The following is a 23,397-nucleotide window of genomic DNA, read 5'->3' as shown; positions in this document are numbered from 1 at the left end:
CTAGGGTTCCTATTGGCCTGTAATTTATCGCAAATAGTGTACATTATTCTGCCCGGCACAGCGCCAGCGTGTCTTCAATCAGCCGGCGCGCCACCGTGCCCGGCGGCGGCAACATCGGCAAACGATCGTAACGATACCAGCCGGCACTCAGCAGTTCTGAGGGATCGTGCTGAAGTTCGCCCTGATGATAATCGGCCATGAACGCCATCATCAACGAATTGGGGAACGGCCAGGGCTGCGAAGCCACATAGCGCAGGTTTTTGATTTCAATGCGGCTTTCTTCCATCACTTCGCGCGCCACCGCCTGCTCCAACGTCTCGCCCACTTCAACAAAGCCCGCCAGCACGGTATGAATGCCGCCCCGGTGCCGCACATGCTGCGCCAGCAGAATCTCATCACCGCGGCGGATAGCCACGATCACGCAGGGAGCAATCTGTGGATAGTAGCGTTGATGGCAGTTGGCGCACAGGCAGGCGCTTTCGGTGCGGCTATGATGCATTTCGTGGCCGCAGTAGCCACAGAAGCGGTGGGAATGGTAAAAATCCGCCAGTTGCACCCCGCGGCCGGCCATTTGGAACAGCCCGCGCTCCTGCTCAAGCAGTTGCCGCACCGAGCTCATCCCCTGCTTCATGCCGTGGCGCACCAGCCACACCGGCGCGCCTTCCCATTCGCCGATCTGGCGTGCCAAAAGGCCGCGCAGCGAAAACTGTTGCGCGGAGCCAAACGGCAGCTCGCCGTTCGGCAACCAAAGCTTGCTTTGCTGGCTGACGATCCACCAGCCCTGTTCATTACCTGTTAATGCAAATTCCATAGCGTTATTGCACAACCTCTGCTTTACTGACACTCTACCGATCCTAATGTTTTACATTAAAAATTTATTATTCACGCAGGGAGCCCAATATGCTCAACCGTTTGGAAAGCCTGACGCAAAATGTGGGTGGCAATAATGACCTGGTTGATCAATTGTTGCAGGCCCGCAAACAGTTACTGGTCGCCTATTACACCCTGGTCGGCGTTAAACCGAATAAAGGGAAGCATACGCCGCTGAATGAAAAAGCGCTGGAGAACTTGTGCCATAACCTGTTGGACTATCTTTCTGCGGGGCACTTTCATATCTACGATAAAATCATTCAGCAGGTTGAAGGCGCGGCCAGCCAGGAAAGCACGCAGGCAACGCGCATCTACCCAAAACTGCAGCACAACACTGAACAAATAATGGCATTTCACGATCGTTATAGCAAAGCCGAGATGGATGACGATCTTTGCCTGGCGTTTCATCAGTCGCTGTCCGATATTGGCGAAATGCTTGAGGCGCGCTTTGAGCTGGAAGATCAGCTGATTCAATTAGCTGTGCAAGCCTGGCAGCAGAATCGGCAGGCGGCGAACCCCGCCGACATGCTGGAGCGCCCGGTGCAACATTAACCACCGGCCAAGCCAAAACATGACGGGTAGCACTTGTAGTTTCTAATCACCCTCCTATACTGAGGGCATCTTGTCGGAGTGCCTAGCGCTGTTTATCAGCCAGGCTGAGACCGTTAATTCGGGATCCGCGGAACCTGATCGGGTTAACACCCGCGAAGGGAACAAGAGTAATCTATTGCCGTGCCAGGGCGCCCCACACCACCGGGGAACCTGCTTACCGGCCACCATCGTTACTCCCTCCGAGCTCCAGACAAGCAATTTTCCCAACTCATCACACTGGTAGGAATTTGCTATGTCTACGATAAACAAGCCCCGTGCCCGTAAACAACAGCGCGACGACGCGCAGCAGTTTATTCATTCGCTGCAAGGCGTTGTCTTTCCCAATTCACGCCGTATTTACCTGCAGGGTTCGCGCAGCGATTTGCGGGTGCCGATGCGGGAAATCCAGCTCAGCCCCACGCTCATCGGCGGCAGTAAAGAGCAGCCCCAATACGAACAGAACGAACCGATCCCGGTTTATGATTCCGCCGGCCCGTACGGCGATCCCGACGCCGAACTGAATGTGCGCCATGGCCTGGCGAAACTGCGCGCCGCCTGGATCGCCGAACGCGGCGACACCGAAACCCTCAATGGCGTCAGCTCCGGCTTTACCCAACAGCGCCTGGCGGATGAAGGGCTGGATCACCTGCGCTTTGAACACCTGCCGCTGCCGCGCAAAGCCCGGCCGGGCAAATGCGTCACCCAGCTGCACTATGCCCGCCGCGGCATCATCACGCCGGAAATGGAGTTTATCGCCATCCGGGAAAACATGGGCCGTGAACGCATCCGCGGCGCGGTATTGCGCCAGCAACATCCGGGGCAATCCTGGGGGGCGAATCTGCCGCCGGCCATTACGCCGGAGTTCGTGCGCCAGGAAGTGGCCGCCGGCCGCGCCATCATCCCCGCCAATATCAACCACCCCGAATCTGAACCGATGATCATTGGCCGTAATTTTCTGGTGAAGGTCAACGCCAATATCGGCAATTCGGCGGTATCTTCCTCCATTGAGGAAGAAGTGGAAAAGCTGGTGTGGTCGACCCGCTGGGGCGCCGATACGGTGATGGATCTCTCCACCGGCCGCTACATCCATGAAACGCGCGAGTGGATCTTACGCAACAGCCCAGTGCCGATTGGTACCGTGCCGATTTACCAGGCGCTGGAGAAAGTAAACGGCGTGGCGGAAAACCTAAACTGGGAAATGTTCCGCGACACCCTGCTGGAGCAGGCGGAACAAGGAGTCGATTACTTCACCATCCACGCCGGGGTGTTGCTGCGCTATGTGCCGATGACCGCCAAGCGCCTGACCGGCATCGTGTCGCGCGGCGGTTCGATCATGGCGAAATGGTGCCTGTCGCATCACCAGGAAAGTTTCCTGTATGAACACTTCCGCGAGATCTGCGAAATCTGCGCCGCCTATGATGTGGCGTTGTCGCTGGGCGACGGCCTGCGCCCAGGCTCCATCCAGGACGCCAACGACGAAGCCCAGTTCGCCGAGCTGCACACGCTGGGGGAATTGACCAAAATCGCCTGGGAATATGACGTGCAGGTGATGATCGAAGGGCCGGGGCACGTGCCGATGCAGATGATCCGCCGCAATATGACCGAAGAGCTGGAGCACTGCCATGAGGCGCCGTTCTACACCCTGGGGCCGCTGACCACCGATATCGCACCGGGTTACGATCACTTCACCTCCGGCATCGGGGCGGCCATGATCGGCTGGTTCGGCTGCGCGATGTTGTGCTACGTCACGCCCAAAGAGCACCTGGGGCTGCCGAACAAAGAAGACGTGAAACAGGGGCTGATCACCTACAAAATCGCCGCTCACGCCGCCGATCTGGCTAAAGGGCACCCAGGGGCGCAGATCCGCGACAACGCCATGTCCAAGGCACGCTTTGAATTCCGCTGGGAGGATCAGTTCAACCTGGCGTTGGATCCGGAAACCGCACGCGCCTACCACGACGAAACCCTGCCGCAGGAGTCCGGCAAGGTCGCTCATTTCTGCTCAATGTGCGGGCCGAAGTTTTGCTCGATGAAAATTTCGCAGGAGGTGCGCGACTACGCCGCCGCCCAGGAAGCCGCCAAACCGATCGAAATTCTTTCCGGTATGGAAAAGATGTCCAGCGAGTTCCGCGCCCGCGGTAGCGAGCTGTACCACAGCGCGACTGCGTTGCAGGAGGAAAACCATGACTGAATCCGCATCTGCGTTCCCGGCAACGCCGCACAAGCTGGGCCTGTATCCGGTGGTTGACAGCGTGGAATGGATTGAGCGCCTGCTGGGCGCGGGCGTCACCACCTTGCAACTGCGCATCAAAGACCAGCAGGAAGCGCAGGTAGAAGACGACATTGCCGCCGCTATCGCCCTTGGCAAGCGCAGTAACGCCCGTGTGTTCATCAATGATTACTGGCGGTTGGCGATTAAACACCAGGCTTATGGTGTGCATCTTGGCCAAGAGGATTTGGACAGCGCCGATCTGGCTGCCATCCATCGGGCAGGGCTACGCCTGGGGGTATCCACCCATGACGACGCCGAGCTGAAACGGGCCATTGCCGTGCGCCCTTCTTACATTGCGCTTGGGCATATTTTCCCGACGCAAACCAAAGAGATGCCCTCGGCCCCGCAGGGGTTAGCCGAACTGAAACGGCACGTTGCGGGGTTATCCGGCTACCCAACGGTGGCGATCGGCGGCATCAGCATTGATCGCGTGCCTGGCGTATTAGCCTGCGGCGTGGGCAGCATCGCCGTGGTCAGCGCCATTACCCAGGCCGCGGATTGGCGTGCCGCCACCGCCGAACTGCTGCGGCTGATTGAAGGCAAGGAGTGAAGCTATGCATAACGAAGCGACACTTTCCGATAGCGAATTTTTACGCTACAGCCGCCAATTGCTGTTGGAAGATATCGGCCCGGCAGGGCAGGAACGGTTAAAACGGGCCAGCGTCCTGATCGTCGGGCTTGGCGGGTTGGGATCGCCGGCGGCGCTCTATCTGGCCGCCGCCGGCGTCGGCACCCTGCTGCTGGCCGATGACGACCAACTGCACCTGACGAATCTGCAGCGGCAAATCCTGTATCGCAGCGCCGATATCCCGCAGGCCAAAGCGCGGCTGGCGCAGCGGCAATTGCAGGCGCTGAACCCCCTGGTGGAATCGATAGCCATCGAACAACGGCTACAGGGCGATGCGCTTGCGCGCGCCGTAGCACGCGCCGATCTGATTCTCGACTGTTGCGACAATATGGCCACCCGGCACGCGGTCAACGCGGCCTGCGTGGCGGCGGGCAAGCCGCTGATCAGCGGCAGCGCCGTCGGCTTCAGCGGCCAACTGCTGGTGCTTGAGCCCCCCTATCCCCACGGCTGCTATGCCTGCCTGTACCCGGAGCAAACCGAGCCGCAGCGCAACTGCCGCACCGCCGGCGTGCTGGGGCCGGTGGTGGGTGTGATCGGCACGTTGCAGGCGCTGGAAGCCATTAAAATGCTGGTCGGTATGCCTTGCCCGCAAAGCGGCAAACTGCGGCTGTTTGACGGCAGGCAGCAGAGCTGGAGCACGCTGCAGTTGAGCAAGGCCGGCAACTGCCCGGTCTGCGGAGGCGCCGTATGAAGATCACGCTCAACGAGCGGCCGATTGCACTGACGCAGCCGCTCACCGTCAATGCCCTGCTCGAACAGTTGGAATACCAACAGCCCGGCACCGCATTGGCAATCAATCAAACCATCATCCCGCGCGCCGAATGGGCCGACCATCTGGTGGCGGATGGCGATGATATTCTGTTATTTCAAGCGATTGCCGGAGGCTGATATGTTGCAAATCGCCGATACTTCTTTTACCTCACGCCTGTTCACCGGCACCGGCAAGTTCGCGACGCCGGCGTTGATGCTGGCTGCAATACAGGCTTCCGGCTCGCAGTTGGTGACCATGGCGATGAAACGTGTGGATCTGCAAGGCGGCAATGACGCCATTCTGGCTCCGTTGCAGCAGTTGGGCATTAAGCTGTTGCCCAACACCTCCGGCGCCAAAACGGCAGCGGAAGCGGTGTTCGCCGCCCGACTGGCGCGCGAAGCCATTGGCACCCACTGGATCAAGCTGGAGATCCACCCGGACGTGAAATACCTGCTGCCCGACGCCGTCGAAACGCTGAAAGCCGCAGAAACCCTGGTTAAAGAAGGGTTCGTGGTGCTGCCGTACTGCGGCGCCGATCCGGTGCTGTGCAAACGGTTAGAAGAAGCTGGTTGCGCAGCGGTGATGCCGCTCGGCGCGCCGATCGGCTCCAACCGTGGCCTGCGCACCCGCGACTTTCTGGAGATCATCATTGAGCAGGCCAAGGTGCCGGTAGTGGTGGACGCCGGCATCGGCGCCCCCAGCCACGCGCTGGCGGCATTGGAGTTGGGTGCCGATGCGGTATTGGTCAATACCGCGATTGCCGTGGCGCGCGATCCGGTCAACATGGCGCAGGCCTTCCGGCTGGCGCTGGAAGCCGGCGAACGGGCGCGCACCGCCGGCCTTGGCGGCAGCCAGGCCCACGCGGCGGCGACCAGCCCGTTGACCGCATTTCTTAACCCACCCACGAGGGCACTGTAATGGCCGATGATTTCAGTCACCGCTGGCAGCAGTTGAATTGGGATGAGATCACGCTGCGGATCAACAGTAAAACCGCCCAGGATGTGGAACACGCGCTCCAGGCGCCCAGGCTGACGCGCGAGGATTTCATGGCGCTGATTTCACCCGCCGCCGCGGCCTATCTGGAGCCGCTGGCGCAACGGGCGCAGCAGCTCACCCGCCAGCGCTTCGGCAATGTGGTCAGCTTTTATGTGCCGCTGTACCTGTCCAATCTGTGCGCGAATGATTGCACCTACTGCGGCTTCTCAATGAGCAACCACATTAAGCGCAAGACGCTGAATGCCGACGAGATTGAGCGGGAATGCGTGGCGATCAAGGCGCTGGGCTTTGAGCACCTGCTGCTGGTCACCGGCGAACACCAAACCAAGGTGGGGATGGATTACTTCCGCCAGCATATCCCGTCGATCCGCCGCCATTTCAGTTCATTGATGATGGAAGTACAACCGCTGGGGCAAGATGATTACGCCGAGTTGAAAAATCTGGGCCTGGACGGCGTGCTGGTGTATCAGGAAACCTACCACCCAGCGACCTACCTGAAGCACCATCTGCGCGGCCACAAGCAGGACTTCCACTGGCGGCTGGCCACGCCGGATCGTCTTGGGCGCGCCGGGATCGGCAAGATCGGCCTGGGCGCGCTGATTGGCCTTTCCAGCCATTGGCGCACCGACTGCTACCTGCTGGCCGAACACCTGCTCTACCTGCAGCAGACCTACTGGCAGAGCCAGTACTCTATCTCGTTCCCACGCCTGCGCCCCTGCGCCGGCGGCATTGAGCCGGCCAGCATCATGAGCGAACCGCAGTTGGTGCAGCTCATCTGCGCTTTTCGCCTGTTGGCGCCCAACGTGGAGTTGTCGCTGTCCACCCGTGAATCGCCCTACTTCCGCGACCATGTGATCCCGATGGCGATCAATAGCGTCAGCGCCGGTTCCAAGACCCAACCGGGCGGCTATGCCGATCATGTCGCGCCGGAGCTGGAGCAGTTTGCGCCGCATGACGGCCGCACGCCGCAACAGGTGGCCGCGGCGATCAGCCAGGCGGGCCTGCAACCCGTATGGAAAGACTGGGACAGCTATTTGGGCCGGCCATTGTAACCGGCCTGCACAACTGCCGTTCCCCCGCCAATATGGGTGCAGCGCGCGGCCCATATTGGCGCTCGGCCATTATTTGACCGCGGCCGCCTCTTCCAGCAGACGGCCGGCGCTTTCACCCAACAGCCGCAGCCCCTTCTCCATCTCTTCGGTAAACGGCCGTGCATAATTCAGGCGCAGGCAATTACGGTACTTACCCGATGCCGAGAACAGCGATCCGGCCGCAATCTTGATGCCGGCGGTGCTCACCTCACGGTTCAGGCGCAGCGTATCAAACGACTCCGGCAGTTCAATCCATACCAGGAAGCCCCCCTGTGGGCGGCTGACGCATATTTCACTCGGGAAGTAGTGGCGCACCCAGCAGGTAAACACCTCCAGATTGCTTTTATATTGCATACGCATGCGCCGCAGATGCGGTTGGTAATCGCCCTGGCGGATAAACTCGGCCACCGCCAACTGCGTATGGGTCACCGTGTAGCCGGTGCTGATGTATTTGGTGTGCAATACCCGTTCCAGATAGCGGCCCGGGGCGATCCAGCCGACGCGCAAACCGGGAGCAATACTTTTGGAAAAGGAGCTGCACAATAATACCCGGCCATCTTCATCAAAAGATTTAATGGTCCTTGGCCGTGGATATTCATAGGCCAGCTCACCATAGGCGTCGTCTTCAATAATGGCGAGATCGAAACGCTGGGCCAGTACGATCAGCGCCTTCTTATACTTATCCGGCATCGTGAATCCCAGCGGATTATTGCAGGTTGGCACCATCAATACGGCTTTAACCGGCCACTGCTCCAACGCCAGCTCCAGCGCATCCAGGCTAATGCCGGTAACGGCACAGGTCGGGATTTCAATCGCCTTAATCCCTAATCCGCGCAGAATCTGCATGGTGCCGGGAAAGGTGGGCGATTCCACCGCCACGATATCGCCGGGTTGGCACACCGCCCGGATAGCGGTAAACAACGCTTCCTGGCAACCAGTGGTGATAACGATGTCGTCCTCGGTCAGCCGGCAGCCGCTGTCCAACGTCAAACGCGCCACTTGTTCTCGCAGTTCGGCCGCGCCGAACATATTGCCGTAACTCATCACCCGCGGATCCTGACGTTGGCACAGGCGAGTGAGCGATTTCCATAACGGGGCCAGTGATGACTGATCAATGTCTGGCGAGCCGCCGCCAAAGTTAAACTCACTGTTTTCCGGGCAGTTATTGAACAACTCCAGCACCGACTCCCACTGACTGATCTCTACTGGGCGCTGCGCCGGGCGCGTCAGACCAGGCATCGGTGGCGCTGCTTTACGCGGCGCAACATAGTACCCCGAGCGCGGTTGCGGAATGATCAACCGGCGAGCTTCCAATAGATGATAAGCCTGCTGAACCGTGCTCAGGCTCACGCCATGCTCTTCGCTCAGAGCACGAACGGACGGCAACCGCTCGCCGCACTGGTATAGGCCGTGTTCAATACGTTGTTGCAATAAGGCGGCAAGGTGTTGGTAGCGCGTCATCAGTATCCCCCGGTTGAATACGAGCAACAGGAAAACCAGTACAGATAGGGCTAAAAAAGACCATTCAGATGCGCTGACAGGCAATCTGTATGTTAAAAGTAATCATTTTCTGCAGCTATATTAGAACAGATTCTCCCTGCATCCTAGACAGGTGCAATAACCAAGGGGGAATATTCGATGGAACAGCAAAACAAACAATGGCCACAACCTGTATATGCAGTGCTGACTTTTATCCATCGGAAGTGGCGCGCCTGGCGGGAACGGGCAAAAACCAAAAAGATCCTCATGGCCATGAATGATGACAGGCTGAAGGATATTGGCCTAAAACGGGACGATGTGGATCGCTTATGATGGGAAAGGGCTAAATGCCTGAACAGGGCTCGCGGCACGCCATCCCGGCAAAACCGGCATGACGTGCATTAAACGCATTAATCAAGATGCTGCGGCTTCATACGTGAACCAACAACCGCCGATATCAGGCAGCCCACCGCCAAGTAGATTGCCACGGCATGCCAGGAGCCGCCGGCCAGTTCAACCAGCAACACGGCGATAAACGGCGTAAAGCCGCCGCCGACAACGCTGGCAACCTGATAGCCTACCCCAGCGCCGCTGTAACGGTAGGCGGTGCCAAAGAGCTCAGTAAACATCGGCTGTTGCACGCTGACAATCATATCGTGCGCCACGTTGGCCAACATGATGGCGAAAAACAGGATCCACAGCGAGTTTTGCGCTTCCAGCGCGATAAAGAACGGGAAGGCGCTCAGAGCGCCGAACAGCGCGCCGGTGACATAAATACGCCGCCGCCCGAAGTTATCGGCCAGCCGGGCAAAGCACGGGATGGCAATGCAGCTAATGCCGCCAACCAACAAGCCTATATTGAGGAAGAACTCGCGCGACATGCCCAAATAGGTGGTGGAATAATTCAGCGCAAACGCCGTCACGATATACATCGTCAACAGCTCCCCCAACCGCAACGCAATAATCAACAAAAACGCTTTAGGATGGCGGCGCAACGCCTCAACGATCGGGAAGGAACGGATTTTGTCGGTTCTTTCCTGTAGCGCTTTGTTGGCTTCGAATTCTTGCGATTCATCCATCCGCGAGCGGATCCACCAGGCGAACGCCACCAGCACCACGCTCAACAGGAACGGTAAACGCCAGCCCCAGGCGATGAAATCTTCGTTAGTGGTATACAGGCTCACCAGCGAAACAGAGCCGGTCGCCAGCAGCAAGCCAACCCCATAGCCCACCTGCACCCCACTGCTGTAAAAGGCCTTTTTCTTTTTTGGCGCGCACTCCACCGCCAGCAGCGCGGCACCGCCCCATTCACCGCCAACGGCAAAGCCCTGGACAGCACGCAGAAACACCAGCAGCACCGGCGCCCACCAGCCAATCGAGTCAAAAGTGGGTAATAGGCCGATCAGCGCAGTTGAAATGCCCATCAACCAGACGGTGATCATCAGCATGCGTTTGCGCCCAAGCCGATCGCCAAAGTGCCCGAACACCATTCCGCCCAGCGGCCGGAACAAGAAACCCACGCCAAAGGTACCAAACGCGGCCAGCGTCCCCATCGTTGGGCTGATCTGGGGGAAAAACTCGGTGTTAAATACCAGAGCGGCAACAATGCCATAGAGTAAGAAATCGTACCAATCGACAACCGCCCCAACAAAACTGCCCCAGGCCGCTCGGCGTGCCCGGGACTGCGTTATAACGGAGGCTTTACTGTCAGAGGGCGAACATACCGCCGTTGTTGACGTTTCCATGCCTATCCCATCATGTCTGTTCTTTTAAAAAAAAAGCCCCGACCTTAATGACCGGGGCTTTCGCTACCTGACCGCCCAGCCGGGCGGTTTTAACAGGAAACAGGACGATTATTCGTCGTCGCTGTTGCCCAAGCCAGCATTTAACAGCTCGGCCAGGTTAGCCGTTGCTTCTTCCGCGCTCACTTGCGGAGCTACTGGTGCTTCACCCTGCGCACGACGGCGCATACGGTCCTGATGATAAGCGTAACCGGTACCCGCCGGGATCAGGCGGCCCACGATGACGTTTTCTTTCAGGCCGCGCAGTTCATCACGCTTACCGGCAACCGCCGCTTCGGTGAGAACACGCGTCGTTTCCTGGAACGATGCTGCAGAGATGAAGGACTCGGTCGCCAGGGATGCCTTGGTGATACCGAGCAGGTCACGGGTAAAGGTTGCCGGCAATTTGCCTTCCGCTTCCAACTGACGGTTGGCGATTTTAACGCGAGACATTTCTGCCTGCTCACCTTCCAGGAAGTCAGTACCACCCGCGCTAACGATGGTGCCTTTACGCAACATCTGACGAACGATAACTTCAATGTGTTTATCGTTAATCTTAACGCCCTGCAGACGGTAAACTTCCTGCACTTCGTTGGTGATGTAGCGGGTAACCGCATGCACACCACGCAGACGCAGAATGTCGTGCGGGGACTCTGGGCCGTCGGATACGACGTCACCACGTTCCACAACTTCGCCTTCGAACACGTTGAGCTGACGCCATTTTGGAATCATCTCTTCGTAAGCATCGCTGCCATCCAACGGAGAAATTACCAGACGACGTTTGCCTTTGGTTTCTTTACCGAAGGAGATGATCCCGCTGATTTCAGCCAGGATAGCAGGCTCTTTCGGACGACGCGCTTCGAACAAGTCCGCAACGCGTGGCAGACCACCGGTGATGTCCTTGGTACCGCCGGATTCCTGCGGTATACGCGCCAAAGTGTCACCGGCGTTGATCTGGATACCATCTTCCAACTGAACGATCGCTTTACCTGGCAGGAAGTATTGAGCAGGCATATCAGTGCCTGGGATCAATACGTCGTCACCGTTGGCGTCAACGATTTTCAGCGCCGGACGCAGATCTTTACCGCTACCGGTACGCTCTGCAGAGTCCAGAACAACCAGCGAAGACAAACCAGTCAGGTCATCGGTCTGGCGAGTAATGGTCTGAGTATCAACCATATCAGCAAAGCGAATAAAGCCGCTCACTTCACTGATAACCGGCATGGTGTGCGGATCCCAGTTAGCAACGGTTTCGCCGCCGTTAACTTCTGCACCGTCACCTTTGCCCATCACCGCGCCGTAAGGCACTTTATAGCTTTCTTTGGTACGGCCGAATTCATCGAACAGCTTCAGTTCGGTGTTACGGGAAGTGATCACCAGCTTGCCTGCCGTGTTCACAACGAACTTGGCATTGCTCAGGCGGAGACTACCTTTGTTTCTCACCTGGATGCTGGATTCCGCAGCCGCACGCGATGCCGCACCACCGATGTGGAAGGTACGCATGGTCAGCTGAGTACCCGGCTCACCGATGGACTGTGCCGCGATAACGCCGATAGCTTCGCCCTTGTTGACCAGATGGCCACGCGCCAGGTCACGACCGTAGCAGTGTGCACACACGCCAAAGTCGGTTTCACAGCTAACAACCGAGCGCACTTTAACGCTATCAACGGAGTTCTCTTCTAACAGATCACACCATTTTTCGTTCAGCAGCGTGTTGCGCGGCACCAGAATATCCGCCGTACCCGGCTTCAAGACTTCTTCAGCGGTCACACGGCCCAGTACACGTTCACGCAGCGGTTCTTTAACGTCGCCGCCTTCGATGACCGGGGTCATCAGGATACCGTTGTGCGTACCACAGTCATCTTCGGTCACCACCAGATCCTGCGCCACGTCAACCAGACGACGGGTCAGATAACCGGAGTTTGCCGTTTTCAGTGCGGTATCCGCCAAACCTTTACGCGCACCGTGGGTTGAGATGAAGTACTGGAGTACGTTCAAACCTTCACGGAAGTTCGCGGTGATTGGCGTTTCAATGATCGAGCCATCCGGCTTCGCCATCAGGCCACGCATACCGGCCAGCTGACGAATCTGAGCGGCGGAACCACGTGCACCGGAGTCGGCCATCATGAAGATGCTGTTGAAGGAAACTTGCTGTTCCACCACGCCGTCACGGTTAACCACGTCTTCAACCGACAGGTTTTCCATCATCGCTTTAGCAACGCGTTCGTTTGCCGCAGCCCAGATATCGATCACTTTGTTGTAACGTTCGCCGGCGGTAACCAAACCAGACTGGAACTGCTCCTGGATTTCGGCAACTTCGGTTTCCGCTTCTTCGATGATCTCCGCTTTCTTAGCCGGGATAACCATGTCATCGATACCGACGGAAGCACCTGAACGGGCTGCGTACGCAAAACCGGTGTACATGATCTGGTCAGCAAAGATAACGGTCGGCTTCAGGCCCAGGATGCGATAACAGGTGTTCAGCATCTTGGAGATCGCTTTTTTGCCCAGCGGCTGGTTAACGATCGAGAACGGCAGACCTTTCGGTACGATCATCCACAGGATGGCGCGGCCGATAGTGGTATCGATGATGCTGGTTTTTGAGCTCCACTCGCCCTCTGCATTTTTCACTTCTTCAGTGATACGCACTTTAACGCGCGCGTGCAGGGAAGCCTGGCCGGCACGGTAAACGCGCTCAGCTTCTTTCGAGCCAGTCAGCACCATGCCTTCGCCCTTGGCGTTAACACAGTCGCGGGTCATGTAATACAGACCCAAAACAACGTCCTGGGAAGGAACGATGATTGGCTCGCCGTTCGCTGGGGACAGGATGTTGTTGGTAGACATCATCAGCGCACGCGCTTCCAACTGGGCTTCCAGCGTCAGCGGAACGTGTACTGCCATCTGGTCACCATCGAAGTCGGCGTTGTATGCCGCACAAACCAGCGGGTGCAGCTGGATGGCTTTACCTTCGATCAGAACCGGTTCGAACGCCTGGATACCCAAACGGTGCAGGGTTGGCGCACGGTTCAGCATCACCGGGTGTTCGCGGATCACTTCGTCCAGGATATCCCAAACGACGGCTTCTTCACGCTCAACCATTTTCTTGGCGGCTTTGATGGTGGTGGCCAGGCCACGCAGCTCAAGCTTGCCGTAGATGAACGGTTTGAACAGTTCCAGCGCCATTTTCTTCGGCAGACCGCACTGATGCAGACGCAGGTATGGGCCCACGGTGATAACGGAACGGCCAGAGTAGTCGACGCGTTTACCCAGCAGGTTCTGACGGAAACGACCCTGCTTACCTTTGATCATGTCGGCCAAAGATTTCAGAGGACGTTTGTTGGAACCGGTGATCGCACGGCCGCGGCGGCCGTTATCCAGCAGGGCATCTACCGCTTCTTGCAGCATACGCTTTTCGTTGCGCACGATGATGTCCGGCGCAGCCAGATCCAACAGGCGTTTCAGACGGTTGTTACGGTTGATCACGCGGCGATACAGATCGTTCAGATCCGACGTCGCGAAACGGCCACCGTCCAACGGCACCAGCGGGCGCAGATCCGGCGGCAGTACCGGCAGCACGGTCAGGATCATCCATTCCGGCTTGTTGCCAGATTGAACGAACGCTTCCAGCAGCTTGATACGCTTGGTCAGCTTCTTACGCTTGGTTTCAGAGTTGGTTTCGTTCAGCTCTTCGCGCAGTTGTTCGCACTCGGCTTCCAGATCCATGTTTTTCAACAGGGCCTGAATAGCTTCCGCGCCCATCTTGGCGTCGAATTCATCACCGAACTCTTCCAGTGCGTCCAGATACTGCTCTTCAGTCAGGATCTGACGGCGCTCCAGGTTGGTCATGCCGCCTTCAACCACCACGTAGGATTCGAAGTACAGCACGCGTTCGATGTCACGCAGCGGCATATCCAGCAGCAAACCGATGCGGGATGGCAGCGATTTCAGGAACCAGATGTGCGCAGTCGGGGAAGCCAGTTCGATGTGGCCCATGCGCTCACGGCGCACTTTGGTTTGGGTCACTTCAACGCCGCACTTCTCACAGATGACGCCGCGGTGTTTCAAGCGCTTGTACTTACCGCACAGGCACTCGTAGTCTTTTACTGGCCCAAAGATACGGGCACAAAACAGGCCGTCACGTTCTGGTTTGAACGTACGGTAGTTAATGGTTTCCGGCTTCTTAACTTCACCGAACGACCATGAACGGATCATGTCTGGCGATGCCAGAGCAATCTTGATCGCATCAAACTCTTCGGTCTTAGTTTGCGCTTTCAGAAACTTCAATAAGTCTTTCACGGATTGGCTCCTGTCGGAGTTAAACCTGTTGGGTGCACGCTATTCCCTTCGCCTTGCGGACTCTGTGGATAAATATGCACCCGTGTGACCTGAACAACCACCCTCTGGCTCCCTAGGCGGGGAGCCAGAGCCGAAAGCCGATTACTCGTCTTCCAGTTCGATGTTGATGCCCAGCGAGCGGATTTCTTTCAACAGTACGTTGAAGGATTCCGGCATGCCAGGTTCCATACGGTGGTCGCCATCCACGATGTTTTTATACATCTTGGTACGGCCGTTAACGTCATCCGACTTAACGGTGAGCATTTCTTGCAGCGTGTACGCGGCGCCATAGGCTTCCAGCGCCCACACTTCCATCTCACCGAAGCGTTGACCACCAAACTGAGCTTTACCACCCAGCGGCTGTTGAGTAACCAGGCTATAAGAACCGGTTGAACGCGCATGCATTTTGTCGTCAACCAAGTGGTTCAGTTTCAGCATGTACATGTAGCCAACGGTGACCTGGCGCTCGAACTGTTCGCCGGTGCGGCCATCGAACAACGTAATCTGCCCTGACGTCGGGATACCGCCCATTTCCAGCAGCGCTTTGATTTCCTGCTCTTTGGCACCATCAAACACTGGCGTGGCGATCGGCATACCTTTTTTCAGGTTCTCTGCCAGACGCAGCACTTCTTCGTCAGAGAAGGTGTTCAGATCAACCTTCTGGCGCGTGTTGTCGCCCAGATCGTAAGCTTTCTGGATAAACTCACGCAGCTTGGCCACTTCCTGCTGCTGCTTGAGCATCGCGTTGATTTTCTCACCGATGCCTTTGGCAGCCATACCCAGGTGGGTTTCCAGGATCTGACCGATGTTCATACGTGATGGTACGCCCAGCGGGTTCAGTACGATGTCTACCGGCGTGCCGTTTTCATCGTAAGGCATATCTTCGATCGGGTTGATCTTGGAGATAACACCCTTGTTACCGTGGCGGCCTGCCATTTTATCACCCGGTTGGATCTGACGTTTAACGGCCAGATACACCTTGACGATTTTCAGCACGCCTGGCGCCAGATCGTCGCCCTGAGTGATCTTACGACGCTTGGCTTCCAGTTTCTTCTCGAAATCGGATTTCAGCTCGTCGTACTGCTCCGCCAGCTGTTCCAGCTGGTTTTGCTTCTCTTCGTCGGTCAGGCCCAGTTCCAGCCAGCGATCGCGTGGCAGTTTGCTCAGCTTCTCAGCTTCAACGCCACCGGCAACCAGCACCGCATGGATACGTGCGAACAAGCCGGCTTCCAGGATCTGCAGTTCTTCAGTCAGGTCTTTTTTCGCCTGCTTGAGCTGCATATCTTCGATTTCCAACGCACGCTTGTCTTTTTCCACACCGTCACGGGTGAAGACCTGCACGTCGATAACCGTACCGGAAACGCTGTTTGGCACACGCAGAGAAGAGTCTTTAACGTCAGAAGCCTTCTCACCGAAGATCGCACGCAGCAGCTTCTCTTCTGGGGTCAGTTGGGTTTCGCCTTTTGGCGTCACTTTACCGACCAGAATATCGCCGCCGGTCACTTCCGCACCGATGTATACGATACCGGATTCATCCAGTTTCGAGAGCGCCGCTTCACCCACGTTTGGAATGTCGGCGGTGATCTCTTCCGGCCCCAGCTTGGTGTCACGGGACACACACGCCAGTTCCTGGATGTGGATGGTGGTGAAGCGATCTTCCTGAACCACACGCTCGGAGACCAAGATGGAGTCTTCGAAGTTATAGCCGTTCCACGGCATGAACGCCACGCGCATGTTCTGACCCAGCGCCAGTTCACCCAAATCGGTGGACGGGCCGTCTGCCAGCACATCGCCACGTTCAACCGGTTCGCCCAGCGATACGCATGGCATCTGGTTGATACAGGTGTTCTGGTTAGAACGGGTGTATTTGGTCAGGTTGTAGATATCGATACCCGCTTCGCCCGGGTACATCTCGTCTTCGTTAACTTTGATAACGATACGGGAAGCATCCACGTACTGGATCACACCGCCGCGTTTGGCCACGGCGGTAACGCCGGAGTCAACCGCTACTGCACGCTCCATACCGGTACCAACCAGCGGCTTGTCAGCACGCAGGGTCGGCACGGCCTGACGTTGCATGTTCGCACCCATCAATGCACGGTTGGCGTCATCGTGTTCCAGGAATGGAATCAGTGAAGCACCAACGGAAACCACCTGCTGGGTGGAAACGTCCATATAGTCAACCTGATCGCGGCTGAACAGGCTGGACTCGCCTTTGTTACGACAGGTAACCAGATCTTCTACGAAGCGGCCTTCATCATCCAGGTTGGAGTTCGCCTGAGCGATAACGAAGTTGCCTTCTTCAATAGCAGACAGGTAGTTGATCTCATCCGTTACAACGCCATCGCGCACGCGGCGGTATGGGGTTTCCAGGAAACCATATTCGTTGGTCTGCGCGTACACAGACAAGGAGTTGATCAGACCGATGTTCGGGCCTTCCGGCGTTTCGATTGGGCACACGCGGCCGTAGTGGGTCGGGTGTACGTCTCGAACTTCAAAGCCGGCGCGTTCACGGGTCAAGCCGCCTGGGCCCAATGCGGAGATACGGCGTTTGTGCGTAATCTCAGACAGCGGGTTGTTCTGGTCCATGAACTGGGACAGCTGGCTGGAGCCGAAGAACTCTTTCACCGCCGCCGAAATCGGCTTGGCGTTGATCATGTCCTGTGGCATCAGGGTGTCCAGATCTCCCAGGGACAGACGCTCTTTCACCGCACGCTCAACGCGCACCAGGCCGACGCGGAACTGGTTTTCGGCCATTTCGCCGACGGAACGGATGCGACGGTTGCCGAGGTGGTCAATATCGTCCACTTCGCCTTTACCGTTACGGATATCAATGAGCTTCTTCATCACTTCGATGATGTCGTCGTTGCTCAGGATGCCCGAACCTTCGATCTCGTCACGCAGCAGAGAACGGTTGAACTTCATACGGCCAACCGCAGACAGATCGTAGCGGTCTTCAGAGAAGAACAGGTTCTCGAACAGGCTTTCCGCGGCTTCGCGGGTTGGCGGCTCACCAGGGCGCATCATGCGGTAAATTTCTACCAGCGCGCTCAGACGATCGCTGGTTGGATCGACACGCAGGGTTTCAGAAATGTACGCGCCGTGGTCCAGATCGTTGGTGAACAGCGTTTCAATACGTTTGTGACCGGACTGGCTCAGCTTGGCCAGCAGATCCAGCGACAGCTCCATGTTGGCCGCGCAGATCAGTTCGCCGGTATTGGTATCGATGTAATCCTTCGCGACCACTTTGCCCGCGATGTATTCCACCGGTACTTCAATGCTCTGAATTTCGTCTTTTTCCAACTGACGAATATGACGAGCCGTGATGCGGCGACCTTTCTCAACGTAGATCTTACCGTTGGCTTCGATGTCGAAGGAGGCAGTCTCGCCACGCAGACGGTCTGGCACCAGTTCCATCTGCAGTTTGTTGTCACGGATCTCGAAAGCCACTTTCTCAAAGAACAGGTCGAGGATCTGTTCTGTGGTGTAGTTCAGCGCGCGCAGAATGATGGTCGCCGGCAGTTTGCGACGACGGTCGATACGCACGAACAGGTTGTCTTTCGGGTCAAACTCGAAATCCAGCCAGGAACCACGGTAAGGAATGATACGTGCGTTATACAGCACTTTACCCGAGGAGTGGGTTTTGCCCTTATCGCTATCAAAGAACACGCCAGGACTACGGTGCAGCTGAGATACGATAACCCTCTCAGTACCGTTGATCACAAAGGTGCCGTTCTCGGTCATGAGCGGAATTTCGCCCATATAGACTTCTTGTTCCTTGATGTCTTTGACCGTACCTTCTGGTGCTTCTCGTTCATAGATAACCAGACGCAGCTTGACGCGCAGCGGCGCTGAGAACGTCACACCACGAATCTGGCACTCTTTGACGTCGAACACCGGCTCACCAAGACGGTAGCTAACGTATTGCAGCTCCGAATTGCCACTGTAGCTCTGGATAGGGAAAACAGAACGGAATGCGGCTTCAAGGCCGTATTGCCCTTCTGGATCTTGCTCGATAAACTTCTGGAACGAGTCAAGCTGGATAGAAAGGAGATATGGCACATCCAACACTTGTGGACGTTTGCCAAAATCCTTACGAATGCGTTTTTTCTCGGTATAGGAGTAAACCATAGGGTTCCTCAGCTCGCTGATCAGTGACCCACTCTGTCCGTCCGATTGGGACAGTTCATGCAACACTATTTTGTCGACCGGAAAGTGGGGACACTTTCCGCAATATCTCTTTCGATCACGCTTAAACCATTTCATTGCGCCTCCCCCCAGAACTCCTGGAGCGCAGAGCACGCAGTATATTAAGTCGTCGATAGAAAAAAATATTGGGGGGAAACCAGTAGTCAAACAGTGTGAAACCCTACTGGCACCCTACAGCGCAAAAAGGCTGGTGACCAAAAAGTCACCAGCCATCAGCCTAATTGCTTAGGCTGCAACCTGGAAAGTTGACTTATTTAACTTCAACTTCAGCGCCAGCTTCTTCCAGTGCTTTCTTCAGAGCTTCAGCGTCGTCTTTGCTCACGCCTTCTTTCAGAGCGGCTGGAGCAGATTCAACCAGGTCTTTAGCTTCTTTCAGGCCCAGACCGGTTGCACCACGTACTGCTTTGATCACGGCTACTTTGTTACCGCCGATAGCTTTCAGTACAACGTCGAACTCAGTTTTTTCTTCAGCAGCTTCAGCAGGGCCAGCAGCAACAGCTACAGCGGCAGCAGCAGAAACACCGAATTTTTCTTCCATAGCGGAAACCAGTTCAACAACGTCCATTACGGACATAGCAGCAACTGCTTCCAGGATTTGGTCTTTAGTGATAGACATAACAATTGTTCCTAAAATTCAGAAATAGTTTGAATACGTTAGCAAAGGCTAAGAAAGAGCGGCTTAAGCTGCTTCTTTCTGATCGCGCACAGCAGCCAGAGTACGAACCAGTTTGCCGGCAGCGGCTTCTTTCATGGTCGACATCAGGCGTGCGATTGCTTCTTCGTAAGTTGGCAGCGTTGCCAAGCGGTCGATTTGCGCCGCAGGGATCAGCTCACCTTCAAAGGCCGCAGCTTTAACCTCGAATTTTGCATTCGCTTTCGCGAACTCTTTGAACAGACGAGCAGCAGCGCCCGGGTGTTCGTTAGAGAATGCAATCAAGGTTGGACCGACAAACGTGTCTTTCAGGCATTCGAACGGAGTGCCTTCAACAACGCGACGCAGCAGGGTGTTACGAACAACACGCATGTAAACGCCAGCTTCACGACCTGCTTTACGCAGTTCAGTCATTTTATCTACGGTAACGCCGCGGGAATCCGCAACAACCGCAGACAGCGCGCCTTTGGCTACTTCGTTGACTTCAGCAACAATCGCTTGTTTGTCTTGAAGATTTAATGCCATTAGCTTTTTGCTCCTGGATTAGCCGGGGAACACTCCCCGGAACTCACTTCACCCGACACGTTGTGAAAACACGCAGCGCCGGGCGGCTTAACACGGTGAGCAGAATCCAGCAAAGACAAATTCTTTATAAAAAGAAAAAATTCTTTAGGCTCTGTCACCGTCTACGCAGGAAGATTAAGTACCTTGCGATACACCTGCGGTCTTGGACGGAGGCCTGGATTAGGCCAGGCTCCAACCGAAAATTCGTTGTTTTGCTAATAGCAAAACCTTGGGGGATAAGATTCTAGGTGAATTTATACCCCAAGTCAAAGCGATTTCTCGCCTTTCGCAGTTATACTGCGACAGCAGTCAGGCCGCTCTGATCGATAGCAACGCCAGCACCCATGGTGGTGGAGAGGCTAACTTTCTTGATGTAAACGCCTTTCGCCTGTGCAGGTTTTGCTTTTTTCAGCGCAACCAGCAGGGCTTCCAGGTTTTCTTTCAGCTTGTCTGCGTCGAAATCAACCTTACCGATAGTGGTATGGATGATGCCGTTTTTGTCGTTACGGTAACGGACCTGGCCTGCTTTAGCGTTTTTAACCGCTTCAGCAACGTTCGGCGTAACGGTACCCACTTTCGGGTTTGGCATCAGGCCACGTGGGCCCAGAACCTGGCCCAGTTGGCCAACAACGCGCATTGCATCCGGGGAAGCAATAACCACGTCAAAGTTCATTTCGCCTTTTTTGATCTGGTCAGCCAGATCTTCCATACCTACCAGCTCTGCGCCAGCGGCTTTAGCAGCCTCAGCGTTAGGGCCCTGGGCAAATACGGCAACGCGAACGGAACGGCCAGTACCGTGTGGCAGTACGGTGGCGCCACGCACGTTTTGGTCAGATTTACGTGCATCGATACCGAGGTTAACGGCAACGTCAACGCTTTCTACGAATTTCGCAGTGGCCAGCTCTTTCAGCAGGGCAACGGCTTCGGTGATGTCGTACTGTTTAGTAGCATCAACTTTGTCACGGATCACGCGCATGCGCTTGGTCAGCTTAGCCATCTCTTAATCCTCCACTACCAGGCCCATGGAACGAGCGGTACCTTCGATGGAGCGAGTCATCGCTTCAACGTCAGAACCAGTCATGTCCGCAGCTTTGGTTTCTGCGATTTCACGTACCTGAGCACGGGTCACTTTACCGACTTTGTCTTTGTTCGGCTTACCGGAACCAGACTTGATACCAGCCGCTTTTTTCAGCAGAACTGCTGCTGGCGGGGTTTTGGTAACGAAGGTGAAGGAGCGATCAGAATAAACAGTAATAACAACTGGGATCGGCAGGCCTTTTTCAATGCTGTCAGTCTTAGCATTGAACGCTTTACAGAATTCCATGATGTTAACACCTTGCTGACCCAGAGCAGGACCGACTGGCGGGCTCGGGTTAGCCATACCAGCTGCAACCTGCAGCTTAACGTAGGCTTGTACTTTCTTGGCCATTGAAATTTCCTCGTATGGGTAGTATCGCCTCGTTCAGAGGCTCCCCGTGTTTCATCCCGCCCAAAAGCAGGACATCTAAAAACAAAAGGCGCGAAATTGTAGTTTAATTTCGCGCCTCTGGCAAGCTGCAGATCAACCCAATTGCTGGCTAATCGATCAACCTTTTTCAACCTGGCTGAAGTCCAGCTCGACCGGCGTTGCACGGCCGAAAATAGACACCGAGACTTTCAAACGGCTCTTCTCGTAGTCAACTTCTTCAACCACACCGTTGAAATCGGCAAATGGGCCATCGTTAACGCGCACCAGTTCACCCGGTTCAAACAGCGTTTTCGGACGCGGTTTATCCCCAACCTGCTGCAGGCGGTTCATGATCGCATCGACTTCTTTATCGCTGATTGGCGCCGGACGATCGGAGGTACCACCGATAAAGCCCATCACGCGTGGCACACTGCGCACCAGGTGCCAGCTGGCATCATTCATAACCATTTGCACCAGCACGTAGCCTGGGAAGAATTTACGTTCGCTCTTACGGCGCTGGCCGCCACGGATCTCAACCACTTCTTCCGTAGGCACCATGACTTCGCCGAACAGCTCTTCCATATCATGCAATTTGATATGTTCGCGCAGCGATTGGGCAACGCGACCTTCAAAACCGGAAAACGCCTGAACGACGTACCAACGTTTTTTTGGAGCTTCAGACATCTTAGAACCTCAGGCCAGTAATAAACGATACCAGACGGACCAGAATACCATCCAGCCCCCACAAAATCAGTGACATCACGGCAGTTACCGCGGCAACGATTAACGTGGTGTGTAGCGTTTCCTGACGAGTTGGCCAAATAACTTTACGCACTTCGGTGCGCGCTTCACGCGCAAACGCCACGGTTGCTTTGCCTTTTGTCGTGATCAATGCCACGGCACCCGCAATGGCGATAACCAGCACAACGGCAAGTGCACGTAATGGCAGACTGTAATCACGGTAGTAGTAGTTACCGCCGATAGCCACGACCAACAAAACAAAGACGATCAGCCATTTAATCGCTTCTAAGCCGCGCCCGCTCCCTTGAGCCTCGGTATTCGCACTCATAAACCAACCTGTCACTATGATTCAGAACAAACAACTTTGCCTCGCAATGCGAGGCAAACCAAACCGATCAGATGCTGATCGAACAGCACTCGGTGTACGCTATGACGTATCTCAATCAATACGGTTTAAGAGCCCATCTCACCAATGATTATACCCATCATACTTCAAGTTGCCTGTGCGTTGGCTTGGTTAACCACCCTATCCTGACCATTTAGAGGCCAAACTTCCGGGGATTCTCCATGCCACAGCCTTCCTGCGACTCGAATTATTTTGCGTATATTATGACTGCAAAATCGCTGATGAGATAGGTTCTAATTCACAGCGTAGAAAAAGGGCATCAAATGATGCCCTTTTACCGCGTGTCGCGTCAAATGTTATCAGCGATTAAGCGATAACTTTAGCAACAACGCCCGCGCCTACGGTACGGCCGCCTTCACGGATGGCGAAACGCAAACCGTCGTCCATCGCGATTGGGTGGATCAGGGTAACAACCATTTTGATGTTGTCGCCTGGCATTACCATTTCCACGCCTTCTGGCAGTTCGATGGTACCGGTCACGTCAGTCGTACGGAAGTAGAACTGTGGACGGTAGCCTTTGAAGAACGGAGTATGACGGCCGCCTTCATCTTTGCTCAGAATGTACACTTCAGATTCGAACTGGG

20 protein-coding genes and 1 riboswitch are annotated in these 23,397 nt (G+C 55.9%); of the genes, 8 read left to right on the top strand and 12 right to left on the bottom strand.

Annotated features, from left to right (window positions below; all coding sequences use genetic code 11):
- Positions 1 to 43 precede the first annotated feature (43 nt).
- Positions 44 to 811 (bottom strand): NAD(+) diphosphatase, encoded by a 768-nt coding sequence (gene nudC, locus ABFX35_RS24100; RefSeq protein ID WP_095846256.1) that lies wholly within the window; start codon positions 809 to 811, stop codon positions 44 to 46.
- Between the two features lie 89 nt (positions 812 to 900).
- Here nudC and rsd point away from each other — a divergent pair, with 89 nt between their 5' ends.
- The 7 genes from rsd (at position 901) to thiH (ending at position 7,160) form a co-directional block, all read left to right on the top strand.
- Positions 901 to 1,422: a sigma D regulator gene (gene rsd, locus ABFX35_RS24095; RefSeq protein ID WP_346083236.1), complete on the top strand. Its 522-nt coding sequence runs from the start codon at positions 901 to 903 to the stop codon at positions 1,420 to 1,422.
- A 64-nt stretch (positions 1,423 to 1,486) separates the two neighbouring features.
- Positions 1,487 to 1,600, top strand: a riboswitch (TPP riboswitch).
- A gap of 114 nt (positions 1,601 to 1,714) precedes the next feature.
- A complete protein-coding gene (gene thiC / locus ABFX35_RS24090; RefSeq protein ID WP_279026387.1) occupies positions 1,715 to 3,652 on the top strand; it encodes a phosphomethylpyrimidine synthase ThiC in 1,938 nt (645 codons plus the stop codon).
- A complete protein-coding gene (gene thiE / locus ABFX35_RS24085; protein ID WP_346083235.1) occupies positions 3,645 to 4,283 on the top strand; it encodes a thiamine phosphate synthase in 639 nt (212 codons plus the stop codon). The genes thiC and thiE overlap by 8 nt, the downstream gene beginning before the upstream one ends.
- Before the next feature lie 4 nt (positions 4,284 to 4,287).
- Positions 4,288 to 5,052 (top strand): HesA/MoeB/ThiF family protein, encoded by a 765-nt coding sequence (locus ABFX35_RS24080; RefSeq protein ID WP_346083234.1) that lies wholly within the window; start codon positions 4,288 to 4,290, stop codon positions 5,050 to 5,052.
- Complete coding sequence (gene thiS / locus ABFX35_RS24075) at positions 5,049 to 5,249, top strand: sulfur carrier protein ThiS (protein WP_346083233.1); 201 nt, start codon at positions 5,049 to 5,051, stop codon at positions 5,247 to 5,249. The genes ABFX35_RS24080 and thiS overlap by 4 nt, the downstream gene beginning before the upstream one ends.
- Before the next feature lies 1 nt (position 5,250).
- On the top strand, positions 5,251 to 6,030 hold the full coding sequence (locus ABFX35_RS24070; RefSeq protein ID WP_279026379.1) for a thiazole synthase: 780 nt from the start codon (positions 5,251 to 5,253) through the stop codon (positions 6,028 to 6,030).
- A complete protein-coding gene (gene thiH / locus ABFX35_RS24065) occupies positions 6,030 to 7,160 on the top strand; it encodes a 2-iminoacetate synthase ThiH (RefSeq protein WP_279026377.1) in 1,131 nt (376 codons plus the stop codon). Before ABFX35_RS24070 ends, thiH begins: the two co-directional genes overlap by 1 nt.
- A gap of 69 nt (positions 7,161 to 7,229) precedes the next feature.
- On the opposite strand, the gene ABFX35_RS24060 is transcribed toward thiH, so the two are convergent.
- Positions 7,230 to 8,660, bottom strand: coding sequence for an aminotransferase-like domain-containing protein (locus ABFX35_RS24060; protein ID WP_279026376.1), 1,431 nt, complete (start codon positions 8,658 to 8,660; stop codon positions 7,230 to 7,232).
- Positions 8,661 to 8,837: 177 nt separating this feature from the next.
- Here ABFX35_RS24060 and ABFX35_RS24055 point away from each other — a divergent pair, with 177 nt between their 5' ends.
- Positions 8,838 to 9,011: a DUF1127 domain-containing protein gene (locus ABFX35_RS24055; RefSeq protein ID WP_346083231.1), complete on the top strand. Its 174-nt coding sequence runs from the start codon at positions 8,838 to 8,840 to the stop codon at positions 9,009 to 9,011.
- 77 nt (positions 9,012 to 9,088) lie between these two features.
- Here ABFX35_RS24055 and shiA read toward each other — a convergent pair whose 3' ends face one another.
- From shiA to ABFX35_RS24005, 10 genes are all read right to left on the bottom strand, one after another.
- Positions 9,089 to 10,423, bottom strand: a complete 1,335-nt coding sequence (gene shiA / locus ABFX35_RS24050) for a shikimate transporter (RefSeq protein ID WP_279026373.1) — start codon at positions 10,421 to 10,423, stop codon at positions 9,089 to 9,091.
- A gap of 108 nt (positions 10,424 to 10,531) precedes the next feature.
- Complete coding sequence (gene rpoC / locus ABFX35_RS24045) at positions 10,532 to 14,755, bottom strand: DNA-directed RNA polymerase subunit beta' (RefSeq protein ID WP_095846267.1); 4,224 nt, start codon at positions 14,753 to 14,755, stop codon at positions 10,532 to 10,534.
- Positions 14,756 to 14,896: 141 nt separating this feature from the next.
- A complete protein-coding gene (rpoB, locus tag ABFX35_RS24040) occupies positions 14,897 to 18,925 on the bottom strand; it encodes a DNA-directed RNA polymerase subunit beta (protein ID WP_346083230.1) in 4,029 nt (1,342 codons plus the stop codon).
- A 328-nt stretch (positions 18,926 to 19,253) separates the two neighbouring features.
- The gene (rplL, locus tag ABFX35_RS24035) at positions 19,254 to 19,619 is read right to left on the bottom strand and encodes a 50S ribosomal protein L7/L12 (protein ID WP_346083228.1); all 366 of its coding nucleotides are present in this window, start codon (positions 19,617 to 19,619) and stop codon (positions 19,254 to 19,256) included.
- Between the two features lie 63 nt (positions 19,620 to 19,682).
- Positions 19,683 to 20,180: a 50S ribosomal protein L10 gene (rplJ, locus tag ABFX35_RS24030; RefSeq protein WP_095846270.1), complete on the bottom strand. Its 498-nt coding sequence runs from the start codon at positions 20,178 to 20,180 to the stop codon at positions 19,683 to 19,685.
- A 331-nt stretch (positions 20,181 to 20,511) separates the two neighbouring features.
- Positions 20,512 to 21,216 (bottom strand): 50S ribosomal protein L1, encoded by a 705-nt coding sequence (gene rplA / locus ABFX35_RS24025; RefSeq protein ID WP_346083227.1) that lies wholly within the window; start codon positions 21,214 to 21,216, stop codon positions 20,512 to 20,514.
- A gap of 3 nt (positions 21,217 to 21,219) precedes the next feature.
- Positions 21,220 to 21,648: a 50S ribosomal protein L11 gene (rplK, locus tag ABFX35_RS24020; RefSeq protein WP_004929911.1), complete on the bottom strand. Its 429-nt coding sequence runs from the start codon at positions 21,646 to 21,648 to the stop codon at positions 21,220 to 21,222.
- A gap of 156 nt (positions 21,649 to 21,804) precedes the next feature.
- Positions 21,805 to 22,350 carry a transcription termination/antitermination protein NusG gene (gene nusG / locus ABFX35_RS24015; RefSeq protein WP_004929914.1) on the bottom strand — a complete coding sequence of 182 codons (546 nt, stop codon included), beginning with the start codon at positions 22,348 to 22,350 and terminating at the stop codon, positions 21,805 to 21,807.
- A gap of 1 nt (position 22,351) precedes the next feature.
- Entirely contained in the window at positions 22,352 to 22,735 is a 384-nt protein-coding gene (secE, locus tag ABFX35_RS24010) for a preprotein translocase subunit SecE (protein WP_095846272.1), read from the bottom strand.
- 384 nt (positions 22,736 to 23,119) lie between these two features.
- Positions 23,120 to 23,397 (bottom strand): EF-Tu C-terminal domain-related protein (locus ABFX35_RS24005; RefSeq protein WP_479724558.1); only part of this gene is annotated, 278 nt, incomplete at its 5' end.

This window comes from Gibbsiella dentisursi (assembly GCF_039539505.1).
Classification (GTDB): domain Bacteria; phylum Pseudomonadota; class Gammaproteobacteria; order Enterobacterales; family Enterobacteriaceae; genus Gibbsiella; species Gibbsiella quercinecans.
The sequence above is the reverse complement of the archived record's forward strand: the minus strand, read 5'-3'. Positions and strand labels throughout refer to the sequence as shown.